This window comes from Yersinia aleksiciae, assembly GCF_001047675.1.
Classification (GTDB): Bacteria; Pseudomonadota; Gammaproteobacteria; order Enterobacterales; family Enterobacteriaceae; genus Yersinia; species Yersinia aleksiciae.
Genome location: NZ_CP011975.1, coordinates 804592 through 826660, shown reverse-complemented (window position 1 = coordinate 826660; position 22069 = coordinate 804592). Strand labels below are relative to the sequence as shown.

Genomic DNA, 22069 nt, shown 5'->3' with positions numbered 1-22069 from the left:
CTAAATCACGTTCTACCAAATTTAAGCACAATAATCAGACGGAATTTTTAACGCAGAGATGAGTGGGAGAGCGAATGATCTCCCACGAAAAATTAAATAAAATTCAATTATTAAATAACTTTATGCGGCCCGAAACATTCATAGTGAATTCGTTCGGATGCCACCCCTTGTGCCAATAATTGACGCCCCGCAAATTGCATAAATGCCAGTGGGCCACAGAAGTAATAATGTCGGTTGGGATCCGCCGCCAACCACTGATGTGAACTGAGATCCATCAACCCTTCGCTGTGGTAATCCTCACCATGATTATCCTGTGCGGTCGGTTCGCGATACCACACGTGACGGCTGAGGTTCGGCATTTTTGTTGCAATCGTTGTAACTTCATCGGCGAATGCATGAACGCGGCCATTTTCAGCGGCGTGCAGCCAATGTACCGATGCTGCATGTTGTTGATCGTATAGGGTATTAAGCATACTTAACATCGGGGTCTGACCCACACCGGCAGAAATCAGTGCCACTGGGGTATCTGGTGAGACATTCAGGAAGAAATCACCACGAGGAGGCGCGATGCGCACGTTGTCCCCTTCATTCAGCTGTTGGTGCAGATAGTTAGAAACCGTGCCCTGTTCCTCACGTTTCACCGCAATACGATAAGTCTGACCGTTTGGTGCGGCAGTCAGGGAGTATTGGCGGATTTCCTGATACTCAAGCCGCTCATCCTCAATATAAATACCCAGATATTGACCCGGTTTGAAATCCAGCACCCGACCACCATCTTCTGGCGCTAACACAAAGCTGCAAATCACCTCACTCTGCATCTCTTTTTTGATGATGCGGAAGCGGCGCAAGGTTCGCCAGCCCCCAGTGCTGGTTTCACCTTGTTGATAAATCTGGCTTTCTCGCTGAATAAACACATCAGCCAATACCCCATAAGCTTTGCCCCAGGCATCCAATACTTCCTGACCGGGTGAGAACATTTCATCCAGCGTGCAGATTAAGTGATGACCGACGATGGCATAGTGCTCAGGCTGAATATTCAAGCTGGTATGTTTCTGGGCTATCCGCTCAACAGCGGGCAGTAAGGCCGCCAGATTGTCGATATTTATCGCATAAGCACAAAGGGCATTAAACAGGGCTTCACGCTGATCACCATTAATCTGATTGCTCATATTGAATATGTGCTTTAGCTCAGGATTATGTTCGAACATGCGATCGTAGAAATGTGCAGTCACTTTGGGGCCAGTAGCGGCAAGTAATGGGATGGTGGATTGAACGGTGGCGATGGTTTGGCGGTCCAGCATGGTGACTCCTTGGTCATTTTATCCCTTGGCATCTGAAGCCGAAGCTCAAATGAGGCTGGGTAATTATCGTGTGTATTTCAATACATGCATTTTAAATGCATCTTATAGATTGCACTCTAATTTGTAAATGCACTTTGTCGTAATAGGGGATTACAGTGGCATCTCAGCTCACAGAATGTGAATAAACTGCATAATGACTATGAGGATATTTCCCTTGCCTTGGATGAACGCTGAACAGGTCAAAGCCTTACGTAGTCTGGAGCCAATCGTTTGCGTAAAAACCTCTGTCAAGACCTATCATAACGAGGGGGAAACAGTTTACACTGTGTGTCAGAACCCAAACGGGTGACCTTCTAGGTATAATTTGTTAGCTAAGTCAGGAGAGCCGGATGTTAAAGCGTGAAATGAACATTGCCGATTATGATGCAGATCTATGGCGTGCAATGGAGCAAGAAGTGGTGCGCCAGGAAGAGCACATCGAACTGATTGCATCTGAGAACTACACCAGCCCGCGAGTTATGCAGGCGCAAGGTTCTCAGTTAACGAACAAATATGCTGAAGGCTATCCGGGCAAGCGTTACTACGGTGGCTGTGAGTATGTTGATGTGGTTGAGCAACTGGCTATCGACCGCGCTAAAGAGTTGTTTGGTGCCGATTACGCAAACGTTCAGCCGCACTCCGGTTCACAGGCGAACGTTGCTGTTTACTCTGCACTTCTGCAACCGGGTGACACCGTTTTGGGGATGAATCTGGCGCACGGCGGCCACTTGACCCACGGTTCACCGGTGAATTTCTCCGGCAAACTGTACAATATCGTGCCTTACGGTATCGATGAATCCGGTCAGATTGATTATGACGATCTGGCACGTCAGGCAGAAAAACATAAACCAAAAATGATCATCGGCGGCTTCTCTGCTTATTCTGGTATTGTTGACTGGGCAAAAATGCGTGAAATCGCAGACAGCATTGATGCATGGCTGTTTGTAGATATGGCTCACGTAGCAGGTCTGGTTGCTGCGGGCGTGTACCCTAACCCCGTTCCTCATGCGCATATCGTGACTACCACTACGCACAAAACACTGGCTGGCCCACGTGGCGGTTTGATTTTGGCGAAAGGTGGCGATGAAGATCTGTACAAAAAACTGAATTCATCTGTTTTCCCTGGCAACCAAGGTGGCCCACTGATGCACGTCATCGCGGGTAAAGCGGTCGCGCTGAAAGAAGCCATGGAACCTGAGTTCAAGATTTACCAGCAGCAAGTGGCTAAAAACGCTAAAGCAATGGTGTCTGTGTTCCTGGAACGCGGCTATAAAGTGGTTTCTGGCGGGACTGAAAACCATCTGTTCTTACTGGATCTGGTGGATAAAAACATCACCGGTAAAGATGCTGATGCTGCTTTAGGCCGTGCCAATATTACGGTGAACAAAAACAGCGTACCTAATGATCCGAAAAGTCCGTTTGTGACTTCAGGTGTGCGTATCGGTAGCCCAGCGATTACTCGCCGTGGCTTCAAAGAAGCGGAATCTCGCGAACTGGCTGGCTGGATGTGTGATGTGTTGGACAACATCAACGATGAAGCGACCATTGAGCGCGTGAAGCAAAAAGTCTTGGATATCTGCGCCCGTTTACCGGTTTACGCCTAATATCTTCGGATCTGCTTTAGCCGAATAAAAACCCGCGAAATGCGGGTTTTTTTACGTTTGGTGGGCGGGCAACGTAGGCCATTGCACAATGCGGGAGCTACCGCATTGCTTGTCAGTGTTTTGTAACTCTTGCTGCTTAAATTGTGAACTCAATCTCAAACTCTATGTTTACACTACGACAAAGTTGCTCGCAGACGGGGCCTCTGTCACAGTGGCGGCTGACCTCGGAGGGATACATGGTATTACAATCAACACGATGGCTGTCGCTCAGCTATTTCACTTATTTCTTCTCTTATGGCATTTTCCTGCCTTTTTGGGGCATCTGGTTACAGGGGGAAGGGATACCACCTGAAACTATCGGTATTTTGCTGGGGGCTGGATTAATTGCCCGTTTTCTCGGTAGCCTGCTAATAGCCCCCAGCGTTAAAGATCCTTCCCATCTGGTAACCGCCATTCGCATTTTGGCCCTGCTGACACTGGTTTTTGTGGTGGGTTTTTGCTTTGGAAATGGTTGGGCGTGGCTGATGCTGGTTATCGCGGGTTTTAACCTGTTTTTTGGCCCGTTGGTGCCACTCACAGATGCGTTAGCCGCCACCTGGCAGAAACAGATCACCATGGATTACGGCAAAGTTAGGCTATGGGGATCGTTGGCTTTTGTTATCGGCTCGGCGCTGACAGGCAAATTAGTCTCTGTTTGGGGCCATCCTGCCATTCTTTACAGCCTGATTTTTGGTGTTTCAGCCATGCTGCTGGGCGCACTGCTGAAACCCAATGTGATGCCACAGGGTGAAGTTAAGCATCGTCATGTGACCGCCACTCACTGGAAGGTGCTGCTCTCTGATTCTCAAGTGTGGCGCTTTTTACTCGGCGTCACCTTATTGCAAGGTGCGCACGCCGGTTATTACAGTTTCAGCTCCATATACTGGAAAGATGCGGGTTATTCTGCCTCGACTATTGGTTATTTATGGTCGTTAGGGGTGGTGGCCGAGATTCTAGTGTTCGCGTTCAGCAATGTGCTGTTTCGTCGCTGGACCGCCCGTGGTCTGCTGCTGCTTTCTGCCATTACAGGAATTATCCGCTGGAGCTTAATGGCCTCAACCACGGAACTGCCGTGGCTTATTTTGATTCAAATCCTGCACTGTGGCTCGTTTACTGTCTGCCATTTAGCGGCGATGCGGTTTATTGCTGCACGACGTGGGGCGGATGTGATCCGGTTGCAGTCGGTCTATTCTGCGCTGGCAATGGGTGGGGGGATTGCGGTGATGACGGTGATATCCGGCTTCCTGTTTGAACATTACCAGGGCGGGGTGTTCTGGGTGATGGCTTTGATTGTGATTCCGGTGCTGTTTATCCGCCCTCGCGTCACCGCGAGCCAGGAAGAACAAACCGGTTAAGGTAACGCCAATACGTCGCACAACTGCTTGTTTTGTTTGGCACTCAGCGGTAATAGCACCTGAATTAGCGGCGGCGTTGATTCAGATTGCCGTACCGCATAGGGTGTGATCACCACCGCTGTACCGGTGGGGGCTCCAGATTGCAGATAAATGTCGTGGGGTAGATACTTAATATGCAGCGGCAGCAGGGTCAATTCACGCACCTGCTGCTCAAGCTGCTCTTCCAGTTCCGGGTTATTCCGCGTCAGCAGTAAAATCTGTTTTTCCTGTAAGTCATTATCCTGCATCAGACAGGCCCCAAAGCTGATGGCAATCAGGCCAACTTCATCGACAGAAAATTGAATCTGATATTCTTGCTCGAAGGGGACGAGTGCTTGTTGGGTGGTCCGTAGCAGTAGAGGGTATTTACGGATGACCTCTTCCAGTAATGAGTTATCAATACCGATATTGAAATAGCAGCGCTCAATAGCAGGGGCGAGATGGGCAAAAAGTTGGGTGATCAGTGTCTCATTACGGCTCAGCGTCATTGCGGAAATTTGCTGGAAATTCATCACTAACTGGTGAATGGCATTGATCAGGCGAGCATCTTCCGCTGATTGAGTGCTGTGATAACTGTGCGCCTTAATCATAGTCAACATCAGTATCAGTATATCTCGCTCAATCTTTTCCAGCGGGTGACCCGGCAGTGGGCAACCTAACAGTGGATTAAATGAGTCAAATAAACTGTCAGCTGCGGCCAATGCAGGTTTACATTTCAACCACTGCCGTTGGGTATGTGAGAGTTCGGGGGGCGCTTGTTGCTGACTTTCCCAAGCACAATAGGCCAAGTACAACTGCAAAAACTGACGATCTTTGTCATTGAGCTGTCGGTTAAGATGAGGTTCACATTGGCTCACGATCTGCGGCAAATGCTGAGATAGCACTGAGTCATCCCATGACAATGCTTGATATAGACTGGGGATAAACTGATTCTCAACGAAATGCGGACAATAGCGCAATCCACGCCGCAGCCAATGAATCAGGCAAAGCCTTTTATCAAGGTGGCTACCCTGAATCAGGAAATTATCATCGCCATTGGTACTGAGCTGCAAATGGTAGAAACGCTGGATTTCATTCGCAACCTCAGCTATATCTTGCCGGGTAGTCGGCAGCCCGACACCATTGAGCTGGCTGATAGTCTCCAACTGTACCTTATTTGCTGGCATAAACATCATCAGCACCATATGGCAGCGCCGTTGTTGGGCAGATAGCGGTTGCTCGGATAATTGAGGCTCAGAGGAAGTGTCTATGCGCATATAACTTTCCATGATGGATGTGTCGTTATTCATCAGGTTTAAGCATAGCAAAAGAGATTATATTCGGTTTAGTGAGGCAGCGAGCTTTTGTGCTGAGTTATAACTGACATCACAGTTATACCCTTCGTACTGGGCGCTACAGGGGGGATTTGCTCCACCAATTATTTTGTTTTTTCGGAAAATTTCCAAGGATTGATTAATGCAGGGTATGTTATATTATAACAGTTTGGTCGGAGCTAATAAATTGAGTGTGACTCATCGTCTGATGGCCTTGCTGTTAGCTGGGGGGGCATGCGTGTATAGCTCGTTGGTTGAGGCGCATCCTCACAGTTTTATTGATATGGATGCCACTTTTGTCAGTGAGAAACAGATGCTGGTGGGCATGAAAATGGTGTGGACCATGGATGAGATCACCTCTGCCGATCTGTTGTATGACGCAGAAAATGCCAAAAGTGACTCTGAGATCTGGAAGAAATTAGCCGCTGAAGTGATGGCAAATGTGTTGGGGCAACACTACTTCACGGACATTTACCGTGATGGTAAGCCAGTGAAATATAAAAATTTACCGACAGAGTATCACTTGTCCCGTAAGGGGCATCAGGCTGTTTTAGAATTTGTTATGCCCTTGGCAGAACCACAGCCCTTGGCCGGTAAGCCTTTTATTATCTCGACTTACGACCCTACCTATTTTGTCGATATGACCTACGCCAGTAATAAGGCGGTCAGGTTATCAGCCGAGATGGAAAAAAGCTGCAAACTAACCCTATTCACCCCGAATCCCAACTCTTCATTACAGGCTTATGCGCTGTCGTTGGATAAAAATGATTCCCCAGGAGAAGATATGGAACTTGGAAAGCAATTCGCACAACGGATAACAGTGCAATGTCAGTAGGTATCACGACGGCTTCGCGGCAGCGACATTGGGTGATAAACCTGTGGCCACTGCTATTGTTTTTACTGCTGCTGGCTGGCGCGGCACAAGTGGCATGGATCTACTGGCCAGAACTGCTTTTTAAAACAGTCGTTTGGCAAAAAAGCATGCATCAACAGATGGCTCAGTTACTCCAACAGGTAAAAGCGAATCCCCATCAGACGGGCATCGCGCTGATGATGTTCAGCCTGATCTATGGCGTGCTGCATGCGGTAGGGCCAGGGCACGGTAAAGTGGTCATTGTCACTTATCTGGCGACCCATCCGGCACAGCTAAAAAGTAGCCTGAAACTGACCTTTGCCGCGTCGATACTGCAAGGCGGCGTGGCAATCCTACTGGTCACGCTATTACTCGGGGTGTTGCAACTCTCATCCCGCTATCTGCATCAAAGCAGTTTCTGGCTGGAAAAGGGGAGCTTCTTACTGGTTATCGCGCTGGGTGTTCTACTCTGTTTTCGTGCCATAAAGCGCCTTTATCAGCAGGTAAAAGCGTTAAAACCGCGGAAAATCATCATCCAGCGGATACAACCTTTAGCTGCCGATCATATCCACGGTGACGACTGCGGCTGTGGGCATCGCCATCTGCCTAGCGCCCAAGAGCTACAAGCGGGTGATGATTGGCGTACTCGTTTGGCGATTGTGCTGGCGATGGGGATGCGGCCTTGTTCCGGTGCCATTATGGTGCTGCTGTTTGCCAAGGTGATTGGGGTTTATTGGTGGGGCATTTTGTCGGCCATCGCCATGGCCATCGGGACCTCATTGACCATCTCGTTGTTGGCTCTGTTTGTACACTATGCGCGGCGGTTGGCGGTGCATTTGAGTCGCAAACGGGCACCTGCGGCTTGGGGGGCCATAGCTTGGGCGACCCTGGCACTCACTGGCGGGATGATCCTGCTGTTTGCTGGGGTGCTGCTTTACATCTCCAGTCAGCCGGAAATGATGGGGGGCATCCGGCCCTTCGGTCGCTAAATTCAGCGATCAAAAAAGCCAGTCAGGATTAGCCGACTGGCTTTTTTAGTTGAAACTGTTATTTGGGATGAATTAACGTTTCAAAGCATCACTGATCTCATCGCTCATTGCTTGAAGGATAGATTTCACAATGCGTGGATTACCGGCTACGACATTGCCAGAATTGAAATGGTTATGGCCGCCAGCAAAGTCAGTCACGATACCACCAGACTCACGAACCAACAGTTCGCCACCGGCGAAATCCCACGGCTTCAAGCCAATTTCAAAGAAACCATCTACGCGACCAGCGGCCACATAGGCCAGATCCAGCGCCGCTGAACCGGTGCGACGGAAGTCTGCACACTGCTCAAACAGTTTACCCACAACGCGCAGATAAGCGGGTGCGTGCTGTTTCACTTTGAATGGGAAGCCAGTTGCTAAAATGGTGCCGTCTAAATCTTTGGCGTTGGTGCCGCGCAGACGATAGCCGTTTAACTGAGCGCCCTGACCACGGGTAGCGGTAAACAGTTCGTTACGCATTGGGTCATAAACCACGGCAACTTCAGTGCGACCTTTGATGCGCACGGCGATAGAGACGGCGAAATGAGGGAGACGTTTGATGAAGTTGGTAGTGCCATCCAGTGGATCAATCACCCATTGCACATCTTTATCTTCGCCTTCCAACTCACCGCACTCTTCACTAATAATAGTGTGTTTTGGGTAAGATTTACGGATAACGTCAATAATCAGATGCTCTGCATCACGGTCTACATTAGTAACAAAGTCATTACTGCCTTTCTGGCTCGCTTCGACAGCGTCCGGAGTTTCATAATTTTTGGCAATCAGGTTACCGGCCTTACGCGCAGCGCGTATGGCGATAGTCAGCATCGGATGCATGGGTATCTTCCACTAGGATGTTAAAGAACGAGAAACGGCGCATAGTATAGCAGGGGATCTGATAAATGCCTATACCCGCCACCCCTGAAAATACAGGGATGTTGGCCGCTTATCTGCATCTCGAAGTAGCTTGGGTATATGTCTGTGTTAATATATGGCGATTCCCCGTTATCCTCAGAGTTTGTATGCTACACAATATTCGTATCGTTTTGGTTGAGACTTCGCACACCGGCAACATGGGTTCGACAGCCAGGGCCATGAAAACAATGGGATTAACCAATTTGTATCTGGTCAATCCTTTGGTAAAACCGGATTCTCAGGCGATCGCGCTATCCGCAGGGGCCAGTGATGTCATTGGCAACGCCACGATAGTTGATACCTTGGATGAAGCGCTGGCTGGGTGCAGCTTGGTTGTCGGTACCAGCGCCCGTTCCCGCACATTGCCTTGGCCGATGCTGGAGCCGCGTGAATGTGGTGTGCGTAGCGCACATGAAGCAGAACATGCGCCGGTAGCACTGGTATTTGGCCGTGAGCGCGTCGGTTTGACCAACGATGAGCTACAAAAATGCCATTATCATGTGGCGATCCCAGCAAATCCGGAATACAGCTCATTGAATTTGGCGATGGCCGTACAAATTTTAGCCTATGAAGTGCGGGTAGCTTTCCTTGATCGCCAGCAAGCGGCGGCACCGGTCATAGAAGAAGAGGAAGCCCCTTATCCACTGGTGGATGATCTGGAGCGCTTCTATCTGCATCTGGAACAGGTTTTGTCCCATACCGGCTTCATCCGTCAGGCTCATCCGGGCCAGATTATGAGCAAATTACGTCGTCTGTTTACCCGTGCACGTCCAGAGGCTCAAGAGCTGAATATCTTGCGTGGCATGCTGACATCGATCGAAAAACAGGATAAATACCCACAGCGTGATGCAGGTCAATCGGCTGAAAATAATAAAAATTAATTATTTATATCAATTGGTTATTATAAGACTCGCGGTGGCTTATTGATCAAGGAATAGGTCAATAATACTTGAGTAAATTACTAGGTTAAATAGTTGACTAAAACACTCAAGAATGTCAGAATTCTGGCTTGTTCTCACCTACAGGTAATTTTAGCTATGAGACTGACATCCAAAGGCCGTTATGCCGTGACCGCCATGCTTGATGTGGCATTACATTCCCATGACGGGCCAGTTCCTCTGGCCGATATTTCTGAACGTCAGGGGATCTCGTTATCCTATTTGGAACAGCTGTTTTCACGGTTACGCAAAAATGGCTTAGTTGCCAGCGTTCGTGGTCCAGGTGGCGGTTACCTGCTGGGTAAAGATGCCTCAGCAATCGCGGTCGGCGCAGTGATTACCGCCGTTGACGAATCTGTCGATGCCACCCGTTGCCAAGGTAAAGAAGGTTGTCAGGGCGGTGATCGTTGCCTGACGCACACATTATGGCGCGATTTGAGCGAGCGTATTAGCAGCTTCCTCAACAACATCACCCTAGCAGAACTGGTTAATAACCAAGATATCCTAGAGGTTGCGGATCGTCAGAATAACGATACGCGCCGTACGGCCAATGGCCGACCGCAAGAGACGATCAACGTCAATCTGCGCGCATAAGCAGAATCTGCGGAATTTTACGTTTTGGAAGTGATGTACGGAGCATAAGAGCAATGACCGAATCAAAAGTAAAGACACCGATCTATCTGGATTATGCAGCAACGACCCCGGTAGACCCGCGTGTCGCTGAAAAAATGATGCAGTATCTGACTCTGGACGGCATTTTCGGTAACCCTGCCTCGCGTTCCCACAAGTTCGGCTGGCAGGCTGAAGAAGCTGTTGATATTGCACGTAATGATATTGCCGCATTAGTCGGTGCTGACCCTCGCGAGATCGTCTTCACCTCAGGTGCAACCGAGTCGGATAACCTGGCAATCAAAGGTGCTGCTAACTTCTATCAGAAGAAAGGCAAGCACATCATCACCTGTAAAACCGAACATAAAGCTGTGCTAGATACTTGTCGCCAACTGGAGCGTGAAGGCTTCGAAGTGACCTATCTGGCACCGCAGTCTAACGGTATTATCGACCTGAAACAGCTTGAAGCAGCAATGCGTGAAGACACTATTCTGGTTTCTATCATGCACGTGAATAATGAAATCGGTGTGGTACAAGATATCGCTGAAATCGGCGAAATGTGCCGCAGTCGCGGGATCATTTTCCACGTTGATGCCACACAGAGCGTGGGTAAATTACCTATTGATCTGAGCAAACTGAAAGTCGATCTGATGTCCTTCTCTGCCCATAAAGTTTATGGTCCGATGGGCATTGGCGCACTGTTTGTTCGCCGTAAACCACGAATTCGTATCGAAGCACAGCAGCACGGCGGTGGTCATGAGCGCGGCATGCGTTCTGGCACGTTACCTGTGCACCAGATTGCTGGCATGGGTGAAGCTTACCGTATCGCGAAAGAAGAGATGGAAAGCGAAGCTGCACGTCTGCGTTCACTGCGTCTGCGTCTGTGGAATGGCCTTAAAGATATTGAAGAAGTTTACCTGAATGGCGATTTGGAGAATGGTGCACCTGGCATTCTGAACGTCAGCTTCAACTATGTTGAGGGTGAATCGCTGATCATGGCACTGAAAGATTTGGCTGTTTCATCAGGTTCAGCCTGTACCTCCGCGAGTCTGGAACCTTCTTACGTGTTGCGTGCGTTGGGGATGAACGACGAACTGGCTCACAGTTCAATCCGTTTCTCTCTGGGGCGTTTCACCACTGAAGAAGAGATCGACTACGCCATTGCGCTGGTACGTAAATCCATTGGCCGTCTGCGCGACCTGTCTCCGTTGTGGGATATGTTCAAACAGGGCGTGGATATCAGCAGCATTGAATGGTCTCACCATTAATTCCAGACTTTAAGACTCAGGAGTAATCACATGGCTTACAGCGAAAAAGTAATCGATCATTACGAAAATCCCCGCAACGTCGGTTCATTCGACAACGCAGATCCTACCGTGGGTAGCGGCATGGTTGGCGCACCCGCTTGTGGTGATGTCATGAAGTTGCAGATCAAAGTTAACGAAGCCGGCATCATTGAAGATGCGCGTTTCAAGACTTATGGCTGCGGCTCTGCCATTGCTTCCAGCTCTCTGGTAACTGAATGGATGAAAGGCAAGTCTCTCGATCAGGCTGAAGCGATCAAAAATACGCAGATCGCCGAAGAACTTGAGTTACCGCCAGTCAAAATTCACTGCTCGATTCTGGCAGAAGACGCCATTAAAGCAGCTATCGCCGACTACAAAAGCAAACATACTGCCAACCAATAATTGTGGTTAGCTGTTGTAAACATGTAGTTTTGACATAGGTTATTCACAACCCGCGTATTCTTCACTTTGCTGCTAAACGTGTGGCTAGCGGGTTTTAGAGTTGAGGTTGTTGTATGTCGATATCAATCAGCGACAGTGCTGCACAACGGGTCAGCGCCTTTTTAAGTCACCGTGGCAAAGGCTTAGGTTTGCGCTTGGGTGTCAGAACCTCCGGCTGCTCCGGCATGGCATATGTACTCGAATTTGTTGACGAAATGAACGATGACGATATCGTTTTTGAAGACAAAGGCGTGAAAGTGATCATCGACGGCAAGAGCATGGTCTATCTTGACGGCACCGAACTGGATTTCGTCAAAGAAGGGCTGAACGAAGGCTTTAAGTTCAACAATCCGAACGTCTCAAATGAGTGCGGATGTGGCGAAAGCTTTAACGTCTGATGACCGCTTTTGTTCCTGCCTCAGGCACTTGATACCTTATATACCCAACGTCATTGGAGTTGCAGGTCGGCAGCCAGCAAATGAATCCCGATCAAGTCAGTGATTCGGATGAGTGAGCGCAGCTAACACCCCTGCAGCTTCAAAGACGAAGGGGATAACTCCAGAGCATGCTATGGATTACTTTACATTATTCGGGCTGCCGCCTCGCTATCAGGTTGACGGTAACCAACTCACTACCCGCTATCAAGAATTGCAACGCCAATTCCACCCCGACCGTTTTGCCAACCAGCCTGAACGTGAGCGTTTGGCCTCATTGCAACAAGCCGCGACCATCAATGATGCCTACCAAACCCTCAAGCACCCGTTAAAACGGGCCGAGTATATGCTATCTTTGCAGGGTTTTGATTTAGGCAACGAACAGCACACCATGCGCGATACCGCGTTTCTGATGGAGCAGTTGGAGCTGCGTGAAGAGCTTGATGCCATCGAACGCCAGCCCGATGCTGAAGCACGGCTCGCGGCATTTAGTCGTCGCTTGGCTTTGATGACTCAAACCCGCAGTCAGCAAATGGTCGAGCAACTGGATCAACAGCTGTGGGAATCAGCGGCGGATAAGGTGCGGAAATTACGTTTTCTGGATAAATTGCAGCAGCAGGTTGAACAGCTAGAAGAGCGCCTGTTTGACGATTTTTCCTGAGGATCTTGCCCGACAAACTCTCATAACAGTGATATATCAAACGACATCTGCAACAGATCTGAATATAACGCAGGGCCTTGGTATCTCGCCGGATAGATTTTGCTTTTTAGACTCATGATTGATGGAAGCTCAACATGGCCTTATTACAAATTAGTGAGCCCGGTTTAACTGCGGCCCCGCATCAACGGCGGCTGGCGGCAGGGATAGATTTAGGTACCACCAACTCATTAGTTGCCACCGTGCGCAGCGGTAAAGCGCAGACGCTGGCAGATGAACAGCAGCGGGACCTTTTGCCCTCGGTGGTTCACTATCAACCCAATGGCATTGATGTCGGTTGGCATGCGCGCGAGTTCGCCGCACTGGACCCGGTCAATACCATCAGCTCGGTCAAACGCATGATGGGCCGCTCTCTGGCGGATATCCAGCAGCGCTACCCCAATCTGCCTTATCAATTCCAGCCTAGCGAGAATGGCTTGCCGATGATCCAGACCACCGCTGGATTAGTCAATCCGGTCCAAGTGTCTGCGGATATCCTCAAAACCTTAGCGCAACGCGCACAGGCGGCGCTGGAAGGTGAGTTGGATGGCGTGGTGATCACGGTTCCTGCTTATTTCGATGATGCTCAGCGTCAGGGCACCAAAGATGCTGCACGTTTGGCTGGGCTGCACGTGCTGCGCTTGCTGAATGAGCCAACCGCCGCCGCTATCGCTTATGGCCTGGACTCCGGTCAGGAAGGGGTGATCGCGGTTTACGATCTGGGGGGCGGCACCTTTGATATCTCCATTCTGCGTCTCAGCCGTGGGGTGTTTGAAGTGCTGGCAACCGGCGGCGACTCTGCTCTAGGCGGCGATGATTTCGACCATCTATTAGCCGATTGGCTGCGTGAGCAAGCAGGAATTGATTCCCGTGATGACCACGGCATTCAACGGCAGCTACTTGATGCAGCGATTGCCGCCAAAATTGCCTTGAGTAAGACCGATATTGCGGATGTTTCTGTGGCTGGCTGGCAAGGGCAAATCACGCGGGTGCAGTTTGAATCCCTGATTGCTTCGCTCGTCAAACGCACATTAATGGCCTGTCGCCGCGCACTGAAAGACGCTGGTGTCACCGCTGACGAAGTGCTGCAAGTGGTGATGGTCGGCGGCTCGACCCGTGTTCCTCTGGTGCGTGAACAGGTGGGGCAATTCTTTGGCCGTACACCGCTGACCTCAATTGATCCCGACAAAGTGGTCGCCATCGGTGCGGCTATTCAGGCTGACATTCTGGTGGGTAATAAGCCAGACAGCGACATGCTGCTGCTTGATGTTATCCCGCTCTCATTGGGGCTGGAAACCATGGGCGGTTTGGTGGAAAAAGTCATTCCACGCAACACCACTATTCCAGCGGCCCGCGCACAAGAGTTCACCACGTTCAAAGATGGTCAGAGCGCGATGATGATCCACGTGCTGCAAGGTGAGCGTGAACTGGTGCAGGATTGTCGTTCGTTAGCCCGTTTCACCTTACGTGGCCTGCCGCCACTGCCTGCCGGCGGGGCGCATATTCGCGTCACTTTCCAGGTGGATGCGGATGGGCTATTGAGTGTCACGGCGATGGAGAAATCCACTGGCGTTGAGGCATCGATTCAGGTGAAGCCCTCTTATGGGCTATCCGATGATGAAATCGCCAATATGATTAAAGATTCGATGGCTAATGCGCATGCCGATATCAGTGCGCGCAAGCTGGCGGAGCAACAAGTTGAAGCCTCCCGTGTGCTGGAGAGTCTACAAGGCGCATTGGCGGAAGACGCAGCACTACTCAGTGAGCAAGAAAGTACGGCTATCGCTCATGCGATGACGTTATTACAGCAGCAGATGCAGGGCGCTGACCCACACGCAATCGAAGCTGCGATCAAGGCGTTGGATGCACAAACGCAAGATTTTGCCGCGCGCCGGATGGATGCTTCCATTCGCCGTGCTTTGGCTGGCCATTCAGTGGATGAGGTTTAATCATGCCCAAAATAGTATTTCTGCCCCATAAAGACCTTTGCCCGGATGGTGCAGTACTGGAAGCAACACAAGGTGAGACGATACTGGATGTTGCCTTGCGCAATGGGATCGATATCGAGCACGCCTGCGAGAAATCCTGCGCCTGTACCACCTGCCACTGCGTGGTGCGCGAAGGTTTTGACTCCCTGCCAGAGAGCAGCGAGCTGGAAGATGACATGCTGGATAAAGCCTGGGGTCTGGAGCCAGAGAGCCGGCTGAGCTGTCAGGCCAGAGTCACCGACGAAGATCTGGTGGTTGAGATCCCGCGTTACACCATTAACCATGCACGGGAGCACTGATATGAGCTTAACCTGGCAAGATACCCGCGAGATTGGTGAAGCCCTTTACGACCAATTTCCCGATCTCGATCCCAAAACGGTGCGCTTTACTGATATGCATCAGTGGATTTGCGATCTGGCCGATTTTGCTGATGATCCGCAAGGGTCAAATGAAAAAGTGCTGGAAGCTATTTTGTTGGTTTGGTTAGATGAATTTGAGTGAATATCAATAGGGGTCGCGCAAGCGGCCCTTTTTTTATGTTGGATCTGATATCTTATAGCCAAAGTCATTGGCGTTGCAGGTAGGCAGCAAGCAAACACCCCTGTAACGTCAAGGACGAAGGATATAGAGCAAAAAATAATAATGACGAGGTAGTCGATGACAACAGAAATGATGCAAGTATCCCTATCCGATAATCCTGCCGATGCCCGTTGGGGCGAAAAAGCGTTACTCAGCACTGATGCTGAGGGCATGACCATCCACCTGACGGCGAACGGAAAATTGGGTGCAATCCAACGTGCTGCCCGCAAGATCGATGGGCAAGGCATTAAGCAGGTCAAACTGGTCGGTGACGGCTGGGGTCTGGAGCAAAGCTGGGCATTCTGGCAAGGGTTCCGTGGGCCAAAAGGCCAGCGCAGCGTGGCATGGGCAGAACTGCCAGAGAACGAAAAAACCGAGCTAGAACAGCGCCTTAAAATTATTGACTGGGTGCGTGACACCATTAACGCACCGGCAGAAGACTTAGGTCCAGAGCAACTGGCTAAAAATGCCATCGATTTGATGTGCGCCGTATCCTGTGATGCTGTTACCTACCGCATCACCAAAGGTGAAGATCTACGTGAGCAGGGTTACGCCGGGATCTATACCGTCGGGCGTGGCTCAGATCGTGCACCGGTACTCTTGGCGCTGGACTATAACCCTACCGGTAATCCAGATGCGCCAGTAATGGCTTGTCTGGTCGGCAAAGGTATTACTTTTGATTCAGGCGGTTACAGCCTGAAACAGAGCGCTTTTATGGATTCGATGAAATCCGACATGGGTGGCGCGGCAACAGTAACCGGCGCGTTGGCTTTGGCTGCGGCCCGTGGGTTGAAAGAGCGCGTGAAGCTCTATCTGTGTTGTGCCGACAATATGGTCAGCGGCAATGCCTTTAAGCTGGGTGATATTATCCGTTACCGCAATGGTAAGACGGTCGAAATCATGAATACTGATGCGGAAGGGCGTTTGGTCTTGGCCGATGGCTTGATCGATGCTTCTGAGCAGCAAGCCCCGCTGATTATTGATGCGGCCACCTTAACTGGCGCAGCAAAAACTGCATTGGGCAATGATTATCATGCGCTGTTTAGCTTTGACGATGAGTTGGCGCAAGAGCTGTTGAGTAGTGCGAAAAGTGAGCATGAACCTTTCTGGCGCTTACCGCTGGCGGAATTCCATCGTAGCCAGTTGCCGTCCAATTTTGCTGAATTAAATAATGTGGCGGGGGCCGCCTACAGTGCGGGTGCCAGCACTGCTGCGGCTTTCTTGTCGCATTTTGTGAAGAATTACCAGCAAGGCTGGCTGCACATTGATTGTTCCGCGACTTACCGTAAAAGTGCAGTTGATCAGTGGTCTGCGGGCGCGACAGGGTTGGGAGTACGTACCATTGCCAACTTGTTGTTAGCGAAAGCAAAATAGTTATTTTAGTGAGTGAAGGGGCTAGCGCACCTACGGGCACTCCGGCAGCTTACGCCGCTACGACCCGAGCGGTACACCTCCCCTTCAATCTGCATTGTTAGTTGCTTGTGGGGCGCTTTTAGCGCCCCCTTGTTCGAACGTTTTACTGGAGTAGAGCATGAGTTTGCCGCAACCCCCCATTGATGATAGCCACGATCATCACCATGACGATGACCAGAGTCTGGAGTCCCTGCTAAAACGGGCGGCGACAGAGTCGATTCATCGCATCGCCTTTTTCCGTGCCTTGCTGGATGCCACCGTTTTAGTGCTGGTGGATAATTCGGCTCAGGGCAGCGAAGAAGATGGCGAGATAACCTTCACGGCGGGCAATGGGGTGAATATTCTGCATTGGGAAAAGCAGGATGGTGAATCTGTAATCCCTTTCTTCACCTCGGTAGAGGTATTGCAGCAGGCGCTGGATCTGGCCGAAGATCAGCCTATCGACAGCGAAAAACAGCCTTTTATCGCCATGCCTGTGCGGGTGCTATTTGAAATGACGCAGGGCGCGCATCTGTTTTTGAACCCGAAATCAGAGCACGGCAAAGAGTTCTGGCCGCAAGAAGTGACGATGCTGTTGGAAAAGGGGGGGGTGGCTCAACCCGCTGAAATGACGGTAGATAAAGAGAGCCAAATCTTGCTAGGGCAGCCGGAAGAGTACCCTACGGCCATGGTTGATGCGCTAATCCAATTATTCAGCCAGCGTAAACCAGTGCGCCGTGCATTTTTGGCGCTGATGCATGATAAGAGTGTGGACGAGAAACCTAACTTACTGGTTGGGCTAGAAGTGGATGGCACGGAAGAGGAGATTGACCTGCTGATTCAAGAGGCCGGTAATGTCGCCAGCGACTATGCGCCAGATGATAGCCCAGTCGATTTTTGTCTGGTTAGCGAGCAAGAGCGCGGTGTCAGCCATTATCTGATGACCCATACCCAAGCGTTTTACCAGCGCAGATGGGGCAGTTGGCTGAGAAATGTGATCCCTTCGACCAGCCACTAAGGCGAGTTGATGCCAATGCTGCGTTAGTTTCAATCAGTAGATATTGGCTAATCAACTGCAATAAAAAAGGGAGCCGCGATGGCTCCCTTGCTTTTACTACGACATACCGTTACTGCGACACAGAGTTCTTATGGCTACATGAAGAACTTATCATGCGGCTTAGAAGGTGTAACCTACACCCAGGTTAATGGTCACTGGAGTACTGATGTTTTTGCCTTTAGACAGCTTAACTTCAGAGCCGACAGACAGGTTTTTGGTTAGGTTCACATTGACACCTGCACCCGCATTCACACGAGTACCTTTGCGGCTGTTATCAAACGTCTCTTTGTTGATGGCCACATTGTTGCTGGCTTTCAGGTCATGATCGACAGAGAAGATCGCGTATGGCTTGATTTCAGCACCGCTGTTCAAGATAAAGCGATAGCCGGTGTTCATACCCAGGGTCCCGGTGGTGTTACGTGAACCTTGGTTCTGCGCATCCATGCCGTTAGACAACGGGTACTGACTCTTACCGGAGGCAAAGGTGTTCAGTGCGATGTAAGGAGAAACATACATGGCATCAAAATTGATATGTTTACCCGCTTTTACTGCCAGTCCCAGACCGGAGAAGTTAGCACTGCCGTTGGCATTGTTACCGTTAGAGGTGATATTCAGTTTCTGCTTAAACTGGTTGGTTTTCAGCACACCGTTCAGGTAATAACCGCTATTGGACAGGTATTGCGCATAGGCACCCAAAGAGTTGCTTTCTACGCTGCCGCTGCTTTGGTAATCAGATTTGATATCTGAGCTACTGTGGCTGGCGAAGCCACCCAAACTCAGTACCGAGTCACCCAATGCAATGGCTTTATCGCCACCTAAGGTCACACCGTTCAACTTCTGTTTGAAGTTAGCTGCGGTGCCTTTCACGTCAAAGTTGTCGTTCAGGTAGTTGATCCACACGCCGCTCTCATTGGCAGAAGTGCTTTGCTTATCCAAACGATTTTGGATGGAGCTCAATTCGGCGTTAAAGATAACCGGCATCGTATTCGCCACTGCCAGAACACCGGCAGTACTTGGTGTCAGTGTGGTGGTATCTGCTTTTAGCATAAAGCCACCTTTACCATCAGGGATCAGGTTGTGCTGGTAGTTACCCAGGTTAACCGGCCCATTGGACAGGGCGAAGCGGGCTGTACTGTCACCGCCGACATTAATGAGGTTCAGGTTAGTTGGCGCAACGCCACTATCCTTGAGCTGGATGCCAAAAGTACCCGCAGCATCGCCCGTGACGTTTAATGGCGCATTTGCCTGGTTGTACAGCGATGGGGCCAGATTAAAGTTACCGTTACCTGCCAGTGATGCCATAGTCAACTGAGCATTGGCGCTCATATCAATAGTACCGCCGTCCAGTTTCACATCGTTAAAGGCGAACTGTGCAGGATGACCATTGCTGCCAGGCAAAGCGGAACGCTGAACCACGGCCTGTTGCACCGCTGTCGCGCCGATCAGATTCATGTTACCGGCTAAATTCAGGTCAGCAGCTTGAGTTTTTGCACCTTCATGCAGGGTGATAACACTGTTTTTGCCACTATCAATAGTGCCGCTAACGGTCGCGGTTTTATCGAAGGTAGTCGTACCGCCATTGAGTGTTATTGCATCCTGAAGCGTACCGGCAATCAGAGCATAACCATTTTCAACCAGCAACTTAGACGCCTTAGCTTCATCCATCAGGTTGAATTTGCCGCCGTGAACGGTGGTGTCATTGGCAGTTGCCCCCGCCTGAACATCAAACACGCCGCCGTTAACGATGGTGGTGTTAGCGGTACCTAACAGCTTGAAAGTACCGTTAGACAATGTGGTGTTCTTGGCTTCGGCACCCGTCTGAACATCAAACACGCCGCCATTAACGGTAGTGATGTCGGCGGTACCTGAGAGGTTGAAAGTACCGTTAGACAATGTGGTGTCATTGGCCATTGCATTGGCGTTAACGATAAACTGACTTTGATCCCGTACAAGAGTACCTTTAGTTTCAGCACCATCTAGCAGTGTAAAGGTTGAACCTTGATAGAGTTTGGTGCCGTCGGCTGTAGCGCCATCTTCCAGACTTAACTCGGCAAAGTATAATTCAGTGTCAAGTGCTTCTGCACCAGATTTGATAGTGAATGTGTTATTTCTAGCGTGGACTGCAGTACCCTTAGCTTTGGCACCTGATTCGAGAATCAGCTCACCTCCTTCTTCACCTGCTAAAATAGTCCCTGTAGCTTTACCACCGTCCTGAACAGTCATCTTACCGTTGCTCACTAAAGATGTACTGGCGGATGCACCCTTCTCTACAATAAATTCGCTATTGTCACCAACCAACTGTGTTCCACTGGTTGTTGCGTTGGTTTTAAGCGTAAAGATACTGTCTGCGCTTACTGTCGTAGCATCGGCAATTGCGCCTTCAACTAAATCCAGCTTTGTATTAATCAACGTGGTATGTTGCGCGTTTGCATCGGCTTCAATAGTCAGTGTACCGCCATCAATGCGGGTGTTCGAGGCTTTGGCACCTTTCTCCAAGGTGACAGTACCCTTGGTACTAGTCAGGTTATGAATTTCAGCAAACTCGCCAACCGTTGCTTTACCACCTTCAACAATTGTCGCGTCGTAGGATTTAGCTGTGGTTACTACTTCTTTGCCATCTGGATCTGTTGTCTTTTCGCCTTTCAGTGTAAGTGTACCGCCTTCATTGATTACTGAGTCGTAATCAATACCACCGTTGTTTTCCAATACAGCCAGGTCATTGACAACAGTAGCGATGGCTTGAGCACCCGCTTCCAGAACTTGCTTACCACCAGCCTCAGAGATGATGCTATTTTTTGTAATAGCGCCATCGGCTACGGTTTGTGTTTTGCCGATAATACGGTTATCAAGCGACGCGCCACCTGTTTCAATCGTTTGGTCGTCGGTGTCCACAATTTCATTGCGGGCCAGCTCGCCAGTTTTAACGACAGCAGTACCTTGGGTTGGGATTAATGCGGTTTGCACACCCTCAAGTGACAGAAGTTCATCAGTGTTCTTCTGAACATCATTCTCAAGTTTTGCTTGCTCATCAGCGGCAAGCTTATGTGTTGGGTTGCCCGTGATGTAGCTCTGTGCCACTTCAAACTTGCTAAATGCTTCAATGGCAGCTTCTCTTGCGGGTAGCAGATCTGTGAAGGCGGTGATCTCCTTATGGGCTGTATCTAAATCAGTTGTGTTAGCCGCGAAGTCAATTTCTTCGTAAAACTTAGCGAGTTGGTCTGGGTATGTATCCTTGAATACTAGATCACCCTCAAGTTCAACATTTTCGAATGCGCTAACGGCCTTTTTAAATGCTGATTTTTTATCAGCTAAGTCAGTAAGTACATCTTCATCGCCTTTTAGCGGGGTAGTACCATCATCTGCGATTACTGTCTTAGCTGTGGCTAAGGCTGTCTGGTAATCTTCCTGCGCAGTACGTATTGTTGCTATCAGGCCCTTCAGCTTATCTTTGTCAGCCTTGCTATCATCACCCACAACCAATTGTTCTTGCTCACCTTTACTGCCGCTGCCAAGTATGCCTTGATCTTTAGCTGGCAGTTTTTGGGCATCGGTTATAACTTCGCCAGCCTTATCAGTTACGGCTTTCTTTGCCTCAGTTTGGTTTTGCTCAGCTCCGGCAAGGCTAGTTACCGTGGCTTGGTGTTTGTCAAATTCTTTAGCATCCGTCAAGCTCTTCTGGGCATCGTCATTGGTAGCAGTTAACTTTGTGATGCTATCTGTAATAGCCCCAATTTGCTGCTTAAGCTCAGCAGTCCATTTGGAGTCGTCATTTATCGCATTCCCCAGCGTTTCAACCTGCTTATATCCGGCTGCGTCGAAAATAGGTGTCTCAGTAGGCGCAGCAATGGCTCCGCCAGATACCAGAGACGAGATCAGAATAGATAAGGGTAATAAACGCGTATTTAATGTATTGCGGCGATTCATAGTTTTATGACTTCCTATTTATTTACAGGTGAATTTCAATAAGTGAACTTTAAGGGTGATAAGTAACAATGAAATGTTGAGAGGAATATAAGGAACTTAGTAAAAAGTTCCTAGTTATTAAAAAATTAATTTATTTTGTTTATATTTCATTTATTTTATTCTGTAATTATCATCGGTTTTTTTGATGTTATATATTGATTTTATTATGTTTTTTATTTTAATTTCGTTCATTGTTATT

The 22069-nt window shown here is 49.6% G+C and carries 19 protein-coding genes; 15 read left to right on the top strand and 4 right to left on the bottom strand.

Annotation, left to right across the window (positions count from 1 at the left end; genetic code table 11):
* Positions 1-110: 110 nt before the first annotated feature.
* Positions 111-1301 (bottom strand): NO-inducible flavohemoprotein, encoded by a 1191-nt coding sequence (gene hmpA, locus ACZ76_RS03870; RefSeq protein ID WP_048616982.1) that lies wholly within the window; start codon positions 1299-1301, stop codon positions 111-113.
* Positions 1302-1690: 389 nt separating this feature from the next.
* Here hmpA and glyA point away from each other — a divergent pair, with 389 nt between their 5' ends.
* Together glyA and ACZ76_RS03860 are read left to right on the top strand one after the other, a co-directional pair.
* Positions 1691-2944, top strand: coding sequence for a serine hydroxymethyltransferase (glyA, locus tag ACZ76_RS03865; RefSeq protein ID WP_005274314.1), 1254 nt, complete (start codon positions 1691-1693; stop codon positions 2942-2944).
* Between the two features lie 236 nt (positions 2945-3180).
* Positions 3181-4338, top strand: a complete 1158-nt coding sequence (locus ACZ76_RS03860) for a 3-phenylpropionate MFS transporter (RefSeq protein ID WP_048616980.1) — start codon at positions 3181-3183, stop codon at positions 4336-4338.
* Here the strand turns inward: ACZ76_RS03860 and csiE are convergent.
* Entirely contained in the window at positions 4335-5633 is a 1299-nt protein-coding gene (gene csiE / locus ACZ76_RS03855; RefSeq protein ID WP_048616978.1) for a stationary phase inducible protein CsiE, read from the bottom strand. The two genes, ACZ76_RS03860 and csiE, sit on opposite strands and share 4 nt — an antisense overlap.
* 199 nt (positions 5634-5832) lie before the next feature.
* Here csiE and ACZ76_RS03850 point away from each other — a divergent pair, with 199 nt between their 5' ends.
* Together ACZ76_RS03850 and ACZ76_RS03845 are read left to right on the top strand one after the other, a co-directional pair.
* Positions 5833-6525, top strand: coding sequence for a DUF1007 family protein (locus ACZ76_RS03850; RefSeq protein WP_048616976.1), 693 nt, complete (start codon positions 5833-5835; stop codon positions 6523-6525).
* Positions 6516-7532, top strand: a complete 1017-nt coding sequence (locus ACZ76_RS03845; RefSeq protein WP_048616974.1) for a nickel/cobalt transporter — start codon at positions 6516-6518, stop codon at positions 7530-7532. The genes ACZ76_RS03850 and ACZ76_RS03845 overlap by 10 nt, the downstream gene beginning before the upstream one ends.
* Positions 7533-7604: 72 nt before the next feature.
* On the opposite strand, the gene suhB is transcribed toward ACZ76_RS03845, so the two are convergent.
* Positions 7605-8408 carry an inositol-1-monophosphatase gene (suhB, locus tag ACZ76_RS03840; RefSeq protein WP_048616972.1) on the bottom strand — a complete coding sequence of 268 codons (804 nt, stop codon included), beginning with the start codon at positions 8406-8408 and terminating at the stop codon, positions 7605-7607.
* 185 nt (positions 8409-8593) lie between these two features.
* Here suhB and trmJ point away from each other — a divergent pair, with 185 nt between their 5' ends.
* From trmJ to sseB, 11 genes are all read left to right on the top strand, one after another.
* On the top strand, positions 8594-9367 hold the full coding sequence (gene trmJ, locus ACZ76_RS03835; protein WP_048616970.1) for a tRNA (cytosine(32)/uridine(32)-2'-O)-methyltransferase TrmJ: 774 nt from the start codon (positions 8594-8596) through the stop codon (positions 9365-9367).
* Between the two features lie 156 nt (positions 9368-9523).
* A complete protein-coding gene (gene iscR, locus ACZ76_RS03830; protein WP_004393583.1) occupies positions 9524-10018 on the top strand; it encodes a Fe-S cluster assembly transcriptional regulator IscR in 495 nt (164 codons plus the stop codon).
* 53 nt (positions 10019-10071) lie between these two features.
* Complete coding sequence (locus ACZ76_RS03825; RefSeq protein ID WP_048616967.1) at positions 10072-11301, top strand: IscS subfamily cysteine desulfurase; 1230 nt, start codon at positions 10072-10074, stop codon at positions 11299-11301.
* Between the two features lie 30 nt (positions 11302-11331).
* Entirely contained in the window at positions 11332-11721 is a 390-nt protein-coding gene (gene iscU / locus ACZ76_RS03820) for a Fe-S cluster assembly scaffold IscU (RefSeq protein WP_048616965.1), read from the top strand.
* Between the two features lie 113 nt (positions 11722-11834).
* The gene (gene iscA / locus ACZ76_RS03815) at positions 11835-12158 is read left to right on the top strand and encodes an iron-sulfur cluster assembly protein IscA (protein ID WP_004874655.1); all 324 of its coding nucleotides are present in this window, start codon (positions 11835-11837) and stop codon (positions 12156-12158) included.
* Between the two features lie 172 nt (positions 12159-12330).
* Entirely contained in the window at positions 12331-12855 is a 525-nt protein-coding gene (gene hscB / locus ACZ76_RS03810; RefSeq protein WP_048616963.1) for a co-chaperone HscB, read from the top strand.
* Between the two features lie 134 nt (positions 12856-12989).
* Positions 12990-14840 carry a Fe-S protein assembly chaperone HscA gene (hscA, locus tag ACZ76_RS03805; RefSeq protein ID WP_048616962.1) on the top strand — a complete coding sequence of 617 codons (1851 nt, stop codon included), beginning with the start codon at positions 12990-12992 and terminating at the stop codon, positions 14838-14840.
* A gap of 2 nt (positions 14841-14842) precedes the next feature.
* Positions 14843-15178 (top strand): ISC system 2Fe-2S type ferredoxin, encoded by a 336-nt coding sequence (fdx, locus tag ACZ76_RS03800; protein WP_004713939.1) that lies wholly within the window; start codon positions 14843-14845, stop codon positions 15176-15178.
* 1 nt (position 15179) lies between these two features.
* The gene (gene iscX, locus ACZ76_RS03795; protein WP_048616958.1) at positions 15180-15380 is read left to right on the top strand and encodes a Fe-S cluster assembly protein IscX; all 201 of its coding nucleotides are present in this window, start codon (positions 15180-15182) and stop codon (positions 15378-15380) included.
* Between the two features lie 156 nt (positions 15381-15536).
* A complete protein-coding gene (gene pepB / locus ACZ76_RS03790; protein WP_048616957.1) occupies positions 15537-16832 on the top strand; it encodes an aminopeptidase PepB in 1296 nt (431 codons plus the stop codon).
* A gap of 157 nt (positions 16833-16989) precedes the next feature.
* Positions 16990-17868, top strand: a complete 879-nt coding sequence (gene sseB / locus ACZ76_RS03785) for an enhanced serine sensitivity protein SseB (protein ID WP_048616955.1) — start codon at positions 16990-16992, stop codon at positions 17866-17868.
* Positions 17869-18027: 159 nt separating this feature from the next.
* On the opposite strand, the gene ACZ76_RS03780 is transcribed toward sseB, so the two are convergent.
* Entirely contained in the window at positions 18028-21831 is a 3804-nt protein-coding gene (locus ACZ76_RS03780) for an autotransporter outer membrane beta-barrel domain-containing protein (protein ID WP_048616952.1), read from the bottom strand.
* Positions 21832-22069 lie beyond the last annotated feature (238 nt).